The organism is Symplocastrum torsivum (assembly GCF_059505465.1).
The window spans coordinates 44,404-57,329 of the sequence record NZ_JCACKQ010000121.1; the positions used below are offsets into that span (position 1 = coordinate 44,404).

The 12,926-nt window shown below is 44.4% G+C and carries 11 protein-coding genes; 6 read left to right on the forward strand and 5 right to left on the reverse strand.

Going from position 1 to position 12,926, the window contains the following annotated elements:
- Positions 1 to 156: 156 nt before the first annotated feature.
- Entirely contained in the window at positions 157 to 1,782 is a 1,626-nt protein-coding gene (prfC, locus tag AC5JL3_RS29720; protein ID WP_496077884.1) for a peptide chain release factor 3, read from the reverse strand.
- 82 nt (positions 1,783 to 1,864) lie between these two features.
- Here prfC and AC5JL3_RS29725 point away from each other — a divergent pair, with 82 nt between their 5' ends.
- The 4 genes from AC5JL3_RS29725 (at position 1,865) to bicA (ending at position 7,089) form a co-directional block, all read left to right on the forward strand.
- On the forward strand, positions 1,865 to 2,023 hold the full coding sequence (locus tag AC5JL3_RS29725) for a hypothetical protein (RefSeq protein ID WP_496077885.1): 159 nt from the start codon (positions 1,865 to 1,867) through the stop codon (positions 2,021 to 2,023).
- Positions 2,024 to 2,839: 816 nt separating this feature from the next.
- A complete protein-coding gene (locus AC5JL3_RS29730) occupies positions 2,840 to 4,312 on the forward strand; it encodes a SulP family inorganic anion transporter (RefSeq protein ID WP_496077886.1) in 1,473 nt (490 codons plus the stop codon).
- A 45-nt stretch (positions 4,313 to 4,357) separates the two neighbouring features.
- Complete coding sequence (locus AC5JL3_RS29735; protein ID WP_496077887.1) at positions 4,358 to 5,221, forward strand: universal stress protein; 864 nt, start codon at positions 4,358 to 4,360, stop codon at positions 5,219 to 5,221.
- 161 nt (positions 5,222 to 5,382) lie between these two features.
- Positions 5,383 to 7,089 (forward strand): bicarbonate transporter BicA, encoded by a 1,707-nt coding sequence (gene bicA, locus AC5JL3_RS29740; RefSeq protein ID WP_496077888.1) that lies wholly within the window; start codon positions 5,383 to 5,385, stop codon positions 7,087 to 7,089.
- A gap of 126 nt (positions 7,090 to 7,215) precedes the next feature.
- Here the strand turns inward: bicA and AC5JL3_RS29745 are convergent, their stop codons facing one another.
- From AC5JL3_RS29745 to AC5JL3_RS29755, 3 genes are all read right to left on the reverse strand, one after another.
- A complete protein-coding gene (locus AC5JL3_RS29745) occupies positions 7,216 to 7,596 on the reverse strand; it encodes an ExbD/TolR family protein (protein WP_496077889.1) in 381 nt (126 codons plus the stop codon).
- A gap of 83 nt (positions 7,597 to 7,679) precedes the next feature.
- Positions 7,680 to 8,363, reverse strand: a complete 684-nt coding sequence (locus AC5JL3_RS29750) for a MotA/TolQ/ExbB proton channel family protein (RefSeq protein ID WP_496077890.1) — start codon at positions 8,361 to 8,363, stop codon at positions 7,680 to 7,682.
- A 124-nt stretch (positions 8,364 to 8,487) separates the two neighbouring features.
- Positions 8,488 to 9,789 (reverse strand): NYN domain-containing protein, encoded by a 1,302-nt coding sequence (locus tag AC5JL3_RS29755; RefSeq protein ID WP_496077891.1) that lies wholly within the window; start codon positions 9,787 to 9,789, stop codon positions 8,488 to 8,490.
- Between the two features lie 248 nt (positions 9,790 to 10,037).
- Between AC5JL3_RS29755 and AC5JL3_RS29760 the strand changes: the two genes are divergently transcribed.
- Both AC5JL3_RS29760 and AC5JL3_RS29765 read left to right on the forward strand, forming a co-directional pair.
- Complete coding sequence (locus tag AC5JL3_RS29760; protein WP_496077892.1) at positions 10,038 to 11,546, forward strand: UbiD family decarboxylase; 1,509 nt, start codon at positions 10,038 to 10,040, stop codon at positions 11,544 to 11,546.
- A gap of 7 nt (positions 11,547 to 11,553) precedes the next feature.
- Positions 11,554 to 12,492: a bestrophin family protein gene (locus AC5JL3_RS29765; protein ID WP_496077893.1), complete on the forward strand. Its 939-nt coding sequence runs from the start codon at positions 11,554 to 11,556 to the stop codon at positions 12,490 to 12,492.
- Between the two features lie 49 nt (positions 12,493 to 12,541).
- Here the strand turns inward: AC5JL3_RS29765 and AC5JL3_RS29770 are convergent, their stop codons facing one another.
- On the reverse strand, positions 12,542 to 12,787 hold the full coding sequence (locus tag AC5JL3_RS29770; protein ID WP_496077894.1) for a hypothetical protein: 246 nt from the start codon (positions 12,785 to 12,787) through the stop codon (positions 12,542 to 12,544).
- Positions 12,788 to 12,926: the final 139 nt, after the last annotated feature.

The window sequence follows — 12,926 nt, forward strand, 5'->3', positions numbered from 1 at the left end:
AGAGACTCGCGTTTGGCAACTGTACTTTAGATTAACAGCGAACCAACTCAGGTATCGTTGAGTGGTTCGCCAACGACAAACCTTGCACAGATAGATTCAATGACCTAAGGCTTTATCTGTAGCAACTAATAACTAATGAATAGACTGGGATGCGATCTAATCCACAGCAGGCGGCAAGCCGATGGGACTGAGTTCGAGTTTCGGTTGGTCAGACACCACCTGCTCTAAATTCCACTGATTCTTGAACAGCAATACTGGACGCTCCCAACGGTCTTTCACCACAAACGTGTTAAACAGTCGTCCGGCTTTTTCCAAAGCGTCCCAACCTCCTGTCACCCAACGCGCTACGGTAAAGCCTAGGGGTTCCAAGCGGGTTTCTACACCATATTCCTGAGCCAACCGGAACTGCACCACCTCAAACTGGAGTTGTCCCACGGCAGCTAGAATCGGTTCCCGTTTACTCTCATCGGTGGAGTACAAAATCTGTACCGCGCCCTCTTCCTGAAGCTCGGCAACTCCCTTGTTGAAGTTCTTGTACTGCCTGGGGTCAGCGTTTCTCAAGTAAGCAAACAGTTCAGGTGAGAAGGATGGAATCGCGGGATACACCAACTTCTCACCCGTGTAAACCGTATCGCCAATGGTGAACGCTCCCGGATTGTTTAACCCAATCACATCGCCGGGGTAAGCATATTCCACCGACTCTCGCTCTTGAGCAAATAGCTTTTGCGGACGGGACAGGCGGATGCTTTTCCCTGTGCGAGCGTGTTTCACTACCATGTCTTTTTCAAACTTACCAGAGCAAACGCGCACAAAGGCGATGCGATCGCGGTGTTTCGGGTCCATGTTTGCCTGAAGCTTGAATACAAACCCGGTGAATTCTGGGTAAGTGGGCGATACTTCACCTAGGTTACTCTCGTAAGCTTCTGGCTTTGCCGCGTAGTCTAGGAACGATTGCAAGAACAGTTCCACCCCGAAGTTATTCATCGCGCTGCCGAAGAACACAGGTGTCATTTCACCCCGATGAACGGCTGGCAAATCTAGCTCTGCACCTGCGCCTTCCAGGATTTCTAATTCCTCTTTGAACTGGTTATACAAATCGCGATCAATGAGTGATTCAATCTGGGAATCGTCGAGGTTAATCGTGGTGTCTGACGCTTTCTTTTTGCCGTGGGCGGCGGTTCGCTCGAATAGGTGAATTTTGCGCGTTCTGCGCTCAAACACCCCTTGGAACTGATCGCCTGTGCCAATGGGATAGTTAACGGCATAGGTTGCTAAGCCCAACTCTTGCTCAATTTCATCCATCAGCTCAAAGGGAGTCAGGCTGGGGCGATCGAGCTTGTTGATGAAGGTAAAAATGGGTAGGCGGCGCAAGCGACACACCTCAAACAGCTTGCGAGTTTGCGTCTCCAGTCCTTTGGCGGCATCGATTAGCATCACCGCGTTATCGGCGGCTGCTAGGGTGCGATAGGTGTCTTCGCTAAAGTCTTGGTGTCCAGGGGTATCTAGCAGGTTGAGGACGTGATCTTGATACTCAAACTGCAATACGGTGGAGGTAATGGAAATTCCCCGCTGTTGCTCCAATGCCATCCAGTCAGAGGTGGCACTGCGCTGTGTCCGCTTCGCTTTTACGGCTCCTGCTTCTTGGATGGCTCCTCCGTAGAGCAGCAGCTTTTCTGTTAGTGTTGTTTTTCCCGCGTCGGGGTGGGAAATAATCGCAAAATTCCGACGGTGCTCAACCGCTTGAGCAATCCCGTCTTCTAACTCAGATGATGTTACAACCATGATTTAATCCTTCTACTCGCCCTATCTTGAGAGTCTAGAGTCGCATGAACTCGATTGGCTCATTCCATAGGTAAAGCCGCTCTTGAAACTCAACACAGGCTTTACCAGAATTAAGGTAATAGTGACAGGGCAATACTTAAGGTGGGCACTGATGAGCGATCGCCAACAGGCTGAGTCGGTTCGTTTTTGTAGCGAGATAGTGACCCACGGCTTAAATTATGGAATACAAGACTCTATCTAATCAATAGCACCTGTTAGGCGATTCAACAGTTTTAATTGATTTACACAAATAATTACACATAATTAGTGGGTTGTGTCCGGTTGGGTGAGTGTGTGCCAATTGTGATCAACTTGATGAGGCGGCGGTGAGTCAGTGGATTTGAGCAGGCGATCGCACCGTTCGTACATAGAGTTTCTTTTATAACCGCTTTAGCGGTTACTACAAGCTGAATGGCACTATTATCGCCAATCCCAAAATCGGCGCATAACTCGCAAATTGCTCAAATCCAATGGTTTCCTGGCTACAAAGTAGAAAATATATATTTTCATTGCAGATTGTAAAATCCTTGTGATATGCTTGCTTCAAACCATAAGTTTCCTTATGGGTATTCATCGGCAACAGATGCAAGTAATGTCGCACAAAGCAATCTCTTCAGTAGCTTTAAGTATTTGGAATTGTCCACCCTAGCGTGGAACTAAGGTCTTGCTGTGAAGAAAGGGTGTTCTCGTCCAACAGTACAAAGCTTGGCGAGTAAAGGCTGGTCTGAATTAGATTGCTTCGCGTTGCAGTTAGTAAGTTAACTAACCCCTCAGGTGTGCTTGAGGCATGAGCTTGTAGAAAGGCTCCCTTATGATTTAAAACGAGTTATTCGTTTTCACCAATACCTAGTACTTAGCTACTGCAGTGCGGTCTTTGTAGACTCTGAATTAAAGCGCCAGCAACAGTTTATTTACTCTTCATAGTACTTGTTTCTCTCACGATCGCATGATAGGTGTGCCCAAACGCAGTGCGTCAAGAGTCTTGCCTTTTTTTCAGACAGCTACTTGAGGAGGAAACTTGAACGGGACAATTCTGAGGCGAGAGTGGTTTTTTAACACTCGGCGAGACATTATGGCAGGTGCAGTCGTGGGGCTGGCACTGATTCCAGAAGCGATCGCCTTTTCGATCATTGCCGGGGTCGATCCCAAAGTCGGGCTTTACGCCTCATTTATTATTGCGGTCACGACGGCGTTTTTAGGAGGTAGACCGGGGTCAATTTCTGCTGCCACAGGAGCAATGGCTCTGTTGATGATTGATTTAGTCAAAGATCATGGCTTGCAGTATCTATTTGCGGCAACCTTGTTAACAGGGGTCTTTCAAGTTTTGTTTGGGGTGCTAAAACTGGGACGCCAAATGAGATTTGTACCCAGGGCGGTGATGATTGGCTATATCAATGCGCTGGCGGTGTTAATTTTCCTCGCCCAGTTGCCCCAACTGACGAATGTGCCGCCGACGGTGTACGTGCTGACTGTCCTTTCCTTGGGGATTATTTACATTCTGCCTCGCTTTACCAAAGTCGTCCCCTCTCCCTTGGTGGCACTGGCGGTGATGACGATAGCTGCGATCGCTCTCAAACTCGATGTTCCCACCGTTGGGGATATGGGAGAGTTACCCACCACCCTACCCTTATTTGCCCTGCCCCAAGTCCCGTTAACTGTAGAGACACTAGAGATTATCCTGCCCTATTCCCTGACCTTGGCGATCGTGGGTTTATTGGCTTCATTCTTAACCGCTTCACTGGTGGATGAACTCACCGATACCCCCAGTGATAAAAACCAAGAAGCCAGAGGACAAGGCATTGCCAATATCATCACAGCCTTCTTTGGGGGTATGGCTGGGTGTGGAATGATTGGGCAATCGGTGATTAATGTGCAGTCTGGCGGACGGGGAAGACTATCAACTCTTGCGGCTGGGGTTTTCCTATTATTTGCCATTTTGTTTTTGCAAGATTGGGTCAAGCAAATGCCGATGGCGGCATTAGTAGCCGTGATGATCATGGTGTCAATTGGTACATTTCGTTGGTCATCCTTCAAAAATCTTCCCCGCATCCCCCGCACTGAAACCGCCGTCATGTTAACGACGATGTTTGTAACAATTTTCACCCGAAATTTTGCCCTTGGCGTGGTGACAGGCATCGTCATGAGTACAGTATTCTTCTCTAACAAGATTGCCCAGTTGGTATTTGTGGATAAAATGCTGAGTGAAGATGGTTCGCATCGCATTTATAAAGTAGCCGGACAAATTTTCTTTTTATCGAGAGATGAGTTTCTAGGGTTTTTTGATTTTACAGAACTGGTTGAGCGCGTCACTATCGATCTAACCTATGCTCACCTGTGGGATCAAGGGGCAGTGGAGGTACTCGATAAAGCGGTACTTAAATTTCGCCGCAATGGAGCAGAAGTGGAGCTAATCGGGCTGAATGAAGCGAGTACGACCTTGCTGAATAAATTGGCACTTTCTCAAAAGTCCGATGCCCTGAAAAAGCAGTAGTATCTTTACGTTTCAATCCTTTAATTTTCAGGGTCTAAAACCACGATGAAAACTATTTTACTTTGTACCGATGGGTCATCTTTTGCTGAAAATGTTTATAAATATGGAGCTTGGTTTGCCACAAAAGTCAATGCCCAAATCAATGTTTTGTCTGTTACAGATATTCGCAGTCAGAAAGTAGCATCTACTGGTAACTTAAGCGGTAGCATTGGGCTTGGCGCTTCCGAACAATTGCTGAATGAGTTGGTGAATTTAGAACATGAAAAAGCCAAGCTGAACAACCAACGAGCAAGATTGATTTTACAAAATGCCGCCGAGACTCTAAAAGCTGAAGGCATAGAAAAGTTTAATTTAACTCATAAAACAGGATTTCTGGTGGATTGTTTTCATGAGTTTGAAGAAAATTCAGCTCTGATTGTTTTAGGTAAACGGGGAGAAGCAGCAGATTTTGCTTCTGGACATTTAGGGGCAAATGTGGATCGAATTGTTCGTAGTAGTCATAAGCCTTGCTTAGTGACTCCCCGTGAATTTAAACGGATTGATCGCGTTTTGGTTACGTATGATGGCAGTCTAACTGCCAAGAAGATACTGCAATTTTTAGGAGAGAATCCTTTCTTCAAAAGTTTAGATATACATCTACTGAAGGTGACAAAAAATGACTCATATCAAAGGGCGAACGCTAGACTCGATGAAGGGAAAGAAAGATTGCAAGAAGCAGGATTTGAGCCAGTTTGTAGCGTCATAGAGGGTGAACCAGAAAAAGCGATCGCCAACTATATTACCCAGCATGATATCAGTCTTTTGCTAATGGGAGCTTACGGACATAGCCGCATTCGCCATTTAGTGATTGGTAGTACCACTGCCCAACTACTGAGAAGTAGCAATATTCCTGTATTGCTATTTCGTTAACGTAAGCATTCAGCCATCAGCTATCAGCTTTTATTAGCTATAGAGGTGTTTAGCTAACTTACTATTCGTGCCAATACAAAGCCCAAAAGCATATTTTAAAGCTGACGGCTGATGGCTAATAGCTGAACGCTTACCAATTTTTTAATAGAGGAAAACCTTTCATGCAAATAACCAATCAAATCCATTTTCGCAACGTACAAGGAGATATTCTTGGGGGGTTAACAGCGGCGGTTGTTGCCTTACCGATGGCATTAGCATTTGGTATTGCTTCTGGGGCTGGTGCTTCTGCCGGATTATGGGGAGCAATATTAGTCGGATTTTTTGCCGCTTTATTTGGCGGTACACCAAGTCTAATTTCTGAACCAACAGGCCCGATGACAGTCATTGTCACCGCTGTCATTGCCGGACTAACCGCTAATAATCCTGAAAATGGTCTGGCAATGGCATTTACTGTTGTGATAATGGCAGGAGTCTTTCAAATCCTCTTTGGGGTATTGCGATTGGGGCGATATATTACGATGTTGCCCTACAACGTGATTTCTGGATTTATGACCGGAATTGGCGTCATTCTGATTTTTCTGCGAATCGCTCCTTTTATAGGACAAGAAACGCCTAAAGGGGGTGTCCTTGGCGTGATTCAGAATCTACCTACCTTAATCACTAACATCAATCCTTGGGAAACCCTTTTAGGGGTAATAACCTTAGCCATTCTTTTCTTTTACCCTCGTCAACTTAAAAACGTAGTTCCGCCGCAACTGGTCGCTTTAGTCATTGGTACGGCAATTTCTCTGACTTTATTGAGTGGCTTTGAGATTCGCACGATTGCCACAATTGGAGAAATTACTCCGGGTTTGCCTAATTTCCAGATGCCTACTTTTAGCCCTGAAAATTTGCAATTAATGTTTGTTAATTCGATAGTCTTGGGAATAGTGGGTTCCATTGACTGCCTGTTAACTTGTCTCGTAGCTGACAGTCTCACTCGCACCGAACATAAATCCAATAAAGAATTAATTGGTCAAGGTATTGCTAATGTGATTACTGGCTTATGTGGTGGGATTGCGGGTGCTGGAGCGACAACGGCTACTGTAGTTAATATCCAAGCTGGTGGACGCACTGCATTATCGGGTATTAGTCGGGCTTTAGTTCTTTTAATCGTCGTGTTGTGGGCGGCTCCCTTAACGTCTGGTATTCCCCTTGCAGTCTTAGCTGGGATTGTCTTAAAAGTAGGGATTAATATTATTGATTGGGGTTTTCTCAAACGGGTTCATAAAATTTCTTGGAAGGCAGCCGGAATTGTCTATACTGTGGTGCTGCTAACGGTGTTTGTCGATTTAATGATAGCCGTAGCTGTCGGTGTATTTATCGCGAATATCTTGACGATCGAGCGCCTTGACGAACTTCAATCCAATTCCGTGAAAGCAATTACTGACGCTGACGATCAAATTGTCCTCACTGACGAAGAAAAGCAACTTTTAGATTTAGCAAACGGGCGAGTTTTACTGTTCCATCTTAGTGGACCGATGATTTTCGGTGTTGCCAAAGCCATTGCGAGAGAACATAGTGCCATTGCTAATTATGATGTTTTGATTGTCGATTTAGGGGAAGTTCCTATCCTGGGTGTAACCTCTTCTTTGGCAATTGAAAATGCAATTCAAGAGGCGATTGATGCGGGACGGCAAGTGATAGTTGTTGGGGCAACCGGGAAGGTAAAACGTCGCTTAGAAAAGTTGGGTATTGCTGGTTTAATTCCGGGACACCACTGGATGGGCGATCGCCTTACTGCACTACAAGAAGGTTTCGCTCTAGTTCGTGAAAAGCAAGGCTATACCTACGATGAAACTGACAAACCTTTCCCTTCTCTTTCTTAAACGAACCTGCTATCCCTATTCTAAGAAGACAGATGGTTTCTTAGAATAGGGATGAGACAGAGGAATTGGCCAGAGCGATCGCGCTTGAGGTTTCTCAGCAATAAGACCGACAAAGCGGCATCGTGCTTAGCTTTCAATTGCCAGAGAAACGCGATCGCCTCCAATATCCCTCATTTTTCCAAGAACCTTCACAACCTCTTCGTAGGGCAATTTACGGTCTGCATTTAAAACAACTGCTCCTTCTGGGTGTTGCTGCAAATAAGCTTGCATTGGTTGAGCTAATTGCTCTTCAGTAATCTGTTGCTTCCCTAGAAATAGTTGTCTCTGCTCGTTAATACTCACAACTAGTGGATCGGGTGTTTTCTGCTCACTGAGTCCCTCACCTGCGCTAGGTAGAGTCACATTAACCGCATTCTGCTGATTTGTTAAAGTCATGGACACAATGATGAAGAATGTCAAAATTGTCATAATGACATCCATCATTGGCACCAGGTTAATTTCTGGCATCTGCGAGCTTTTATGCTTAGATTTGAAGCGCATTATGTTAAGTTGGGATTCTAGATTTTAGATATTATATTTACTCTGAAGACCTAATATTCAGACGATAGCTGATCGCTGATAGATGAGCTTTTATTAGGAAAAGAGGGTTCGTACCAAGTTTGTCGGTAGATTAATTCTAATTCGCTACCAACTTCAGAAAAATAGTCTATTTGTTGCGATTGTAAGGTAACGAAAATTCGGAAAAATGACAAAGCAATGATTGCCACAATCATACCAGCGGCTGTCGTGATCAGAGCCTCACCAATACCAGCCGCTGCCTTGGTTGTGCTCTCACTCGCACCATCACCGCCAATATTAAGGTTATTAAACGTGACAATCAAACCCGTTACGGTACCTAACAAACCGAGTAAAGGTGCAAGACCAACCACACTTTCTAGAAGTTTATCTCCTTTATGCATCCGGACAAATTCTTTGTCACCAGCAGCTTCTAATGCCAGATGAAAGGTTTCAGGGGTAGGGTTCTTGAGCTTTAATGGTGCTAATAGGTAGCGACCAATCGGGAGTGCCTGCGCTTGAGAGGCAATAGCGGCAGCTTTGTCTAAGTCAACCCGTGCTGCAGCCAGAACATCGTGGACAATTCTATCTTCTTGTCTCAACAACTGGAACCAAAACCAGCCCCGCTCCAAGGCGCAGGCAAAGGTTGCGACAGATAGCCCCACAATTGGTATCATTACCGGGCCACCCGCAACAATTAAATCAATGAATCTGGACATATCTTATTGATGGACAAAGGGCTGGTTAGGGTGAATTAAGCTTTTCCACGCTAGCATATCGGAATTGCTTAGCGGAACTGGTTAAGCAAGGGGAATTATTTCACTAATTTGTGATTAAGTAGCATCATTTTAAAGTAGCAGGTTCAGGTTGAGCGATCGCAACTTGCCATTCCTTGCCTGTTTGCTTCAGCTTAAAATAACTACAAGACTGTAAAAATTTTATAAAATTACCGTTCAACTGTAAACTTTTCATCATCTTGGTAATTGGTTGATGATATTGTCTACTAAACTGAGTTCCAAGCGTTGAAAGACCAATGTAACTCCCAGGCGATTTTGTAGTTAATTCAGTTAAAAGTTTTATTAGGGCTTGTTCTAGTTCTACTCTTGAGTTGATTTTTCTAGGGAACGAATTCGTTTTTGACTCAATTTCCTTAACCCCATTTTGACGACTCACAGTATCTGGATGATTAACTTCAAATAAAGTTAGATACAGTTCAGCGTCATCTGAAGGCTGATGAACTACAAAATCCTTGCTATTTTCGGTAAAAATATCTCTAGCTCGCTTTCCTGGAAGATGAGCTGACACAACTTGAGAGATAGTTAGTTTGTACTTGGTGTGAAATAATTTGGAAATTTTAGAGAGTTTTACCCAGGGATTGTTGGTATCTTGTTGCTCTACTTTAATTAACTCTTTAAGCTGACTGATTGCTTGCTCCAGCGAGGGAACTTCTAATGAAGGCTTGAGAGAAAGAATCTGAGTTTGATTTGTTTTGCTATTAAATACTGTTAAATTGTCTGCTTGCTTACGAACTCGATATACTGTTAAACCATGAGTTTGAAGCGTGTTACATAAATGAGTCATTACCCCATCAGACGAACAAACTAAAACTTCTCTTGCTGTCGGATAATGCACAAAAATAGAAGAACCAACAGTTGCCATTTTTACATCAGCACTGTCTTTCCCCGCTGGAACATGAATGAGTTCGTAGCCACGTCCATGAAATTCTACATCTTGCTTACCCATCTTACTCCAGTTAGCAAAAGCAACTTTGATTTGAATAGGATAAACACAAACCCCGGTCAAGAATTTTTCGGTATTAACGTCAAGTTTTAAGTTTTCCGCATCAAGAAGTAAAATAGCAATTCCTTCTGAAGGTTCTGGTAATGCTCTCGATAGCGTAGATGTCAATGGTTTGACTTGCTGCGAATGTCCAACATCTGTTGAGCTATCCAAGACTAAGTGTTGAGTTGAAGAACGAATTTTTTCTATCAAGTTATCGTAATCAGGTAGCTTGAAGTAGCTGGAAACTAGCAAGATTTGCAGGAATTTTTGGACATTTATAATCAGTGCTTCCTGGTCTTGAGCCTTGCTGAATCCTTCTTTCAGCTTTACGAGGAAGGTAGACTGATTTTTGGGATTGTGCAACGGAACATTCCTATACTTTTCCCTTAGCAAGTTAGGGTGCTGCTGCTGGATTTTGAGAATGGCTTGGTAAATATAGAGGCTGATTTCCTCAATGAGGGCAGAATCATTAATGGGTGTCACACTGGGGTTATCCAACATGATTGCGATGGTTGTCCTGATTTACTCCTGAGCTGAAAGAGGGCGATCCTCATATTTAGGATTCCCCTCATAATATAAAGATGGCGCTTCATACTTCTTAATATCTAATTATGGCGAGAGACTTGCGGGGATTCATCAAACTACTAGAGGAACGCGGGCAATTACGGAGAATTACAACTCTAGTTGACCCAGATTTGGAAATTGCGGAGATTTCCAACCGGATGCTGCAACGCGGTGGCCCCGGCTTGTTGTTTGAAAATGTCAAAGGGGCATCTTATCCGGTAGCCGTGAACCTGATGGGTACGGTGGAACGGATTTGTTGGGCAATGAATATGCAGCACCCAGAGGAACTTGAGGAACTGGGTAAGAAGCTAGGGATGCTGCAACAGCCGAAGCCACCGAAAAAGATTTCCCAGGCGGTAGAGTTTGGCAAAATCTTATTTGATGTGGTGAAAGCCAAGCCAGGACGTGATTTTTTCCCAGCTTGCCAGCAAGTTGTGACTCAAGGCGATGATGTGGATTTGACGGAGTTACCACTGATTCGCCCATACCCAGGTGATGCCGGGAAGATTGTCACGTTGGGGTTAGTCATTACTAAAGATTGTGAGACGGGAACCGCGAATGTTGGGGTATATCGCCTGCAACTACAATCACGCAACACAATGACGGTGCATTGGCTATCCGTGCGGGGTGGTGCAAGGCATTTGCGGAAGGCGGCTGAACAAGGGAAAAAGTTAGAAATTGCGATCGCACTTGGTGTTGACCCCTTAATTATCATGGCAGCCGCGACACCGATTCCGGTTGACTTATCAGAATGGCTATTTGCTGGACTATATGGCGGTTCTGGCGTTCAGCTAGCTAAATGTAAGACGGTGGATCTAGAAGTACCAGCCGATTCGGAATTTGTCCTAGAAGGGACGATTACGCCAGGGGAAATACTGCCAGATGGCCCATTCGGTGACCATATGGGGTATTACGGTGGGGTAGAGGATTCGCCGTTGATTCGCTTCCACTGCATGACACACCGCAAAGACCCGATTTATCTTACAACGTTCAGTGGACGTCCACCGAAAGAAGAAGCGATGATGGCGATCGCACTTAACCGCATCTATACTCCGATTCTGCGGCAACAAGTCACAGAAATTGTTGACTTTTTCCTACCAATGGAAGCCCTCAGCTACAAAGCGGCAATTATTTCCATTGATAAAGCCTACCCCGGACAAGCGCGACGTGCGGCATTGGCGTTCTGGAGTGCTTTACCACAATTTACTTACACAAAGTTTGTGATTGTTGTTGATAAAACGATTAATATTCGCGATCCACGTCAAGTTGTTTGGGCAATTAGTTCTAAAGTTGACCCTGTGCGGGATGTCTTTATTTTGCCCAGTACACCGTTTGATAGCCTGGACTTTGCTAGCGAAAAAATTGGCTTAGGTGGTCGCATGGGAATTGATGCAACAACAAAAATGCCTCCAGAAACTGACCATGAATGGGGTGCAACTTTAGAATCAGATCCAGATGTTGCTGCAATGGTAGAACGACGTTGGGAAGAGTATGGTTTGAATGATTTAAACTTGGGTGAAGTTGACCCCAATTTGTTTGGATACGATATGCGATAGAGCAAATATGGCTAAGTCAAAACTGAGCAATGATACAGATTGGAAGAAGAATCACTGGTTTCGAGTCGCTTTACGTTTACAAGGGTCAGTTATTCCCTCTATTCTTCCCAGAGTCCTTTTGTCCAGTGTCTTTGGCGTTTTTATTTCAATACTTCACCACTTTGGTTTTTCTGTATCCTTGTCAGTTTTGAGTGGAGTTGTTCCTAGCATTGTCTTAGGTTTACTATTGGTTTTTCGGACAAATACAGCTTACGAACGGTTTTGGGAAGGTCGTAAAGCCTGGGGAACTTTGGTGAATACAGTCCGTAATTTTGCTCGGCAGATTTGGGGAGCGATTGAAGAACATACGCCAGAAGATCGAACAGCAAAAGTGACGACACTGAGATTGTTAGTGGCTTTTGCTGTTTCTATTAAGTTACATCTTCGAGGAGAGCCAGTAAACAGTGAGCTAGAGGCGTTGATGTCACAAGAGCAATATCAACTGCTCAAAACGATGAATCATCCACCTCTAGAAATTGCTTTTTGGATTGGAGACTATCTCCAAGAACAGCAGAGGCGAGGTTATCTCAATACTTATCAACTCACGGGTATGCTTAAGCTACTCGATACGATGGTAGATGTTTTAGGGGCTTGTGAGCGAATTTTGAAAACTCCGATTCCTTTAGCTTATTCCATTCACCTGAAGCAGTTGTTGTTAATCTATTGCCTCTCCCTACCCTTTCAACTCGTTGATGGCTTGAATGGGTGGACGGGTTTTGTGTCGGGTTTGATTAGTTTTGCTGTATTTGGGATTGAGGAAATTGGTATCGAAATCGAAAATCCTTTTGGTTATGATGCCAATGACTTGCCCTTAGACACAATTTGCGCCACCATGCAACGCAATATTGAAGATTTAATTACCCTAGCCCCTTGTGTAAGAAATTGGAAATCAGCAGCGATGAAATAGCCGTGTGATCAATCCGATGAAAGTAGGACGACAAAAGCGATCGCAACTTTTAAATTTCTGTTATCCCTGATTCAATCGCTGCCGCATTTGGGGAAGCAACATTTAGCGTTCGCTCCGCTATCCTGTCATCGTAGATGACATCAGAGTCAGGCTCTATCCCCTCAGGCTTATCCTCACTAGAGGCTTGGTCATTTGGCTTGCTACCAGTTTTTGATTCGGCATCACGTTCAAGCATCTCTGGGTCAGAGCTTTCGTGAATTGATAGATTAATTAGTGGCTTTTCTTCAGAATTCATTGAATGGCTCTTGATTAAGTTAGCAAGCTATCTACCTTATAAAAAATTAGATGAAGCCAGTCGTTGTTCCCTCTAGCGAACGACATACCTCCTGTGGTTGGGGAAACTTGCCTATACCTATCCCAAGTATGGAAACGTA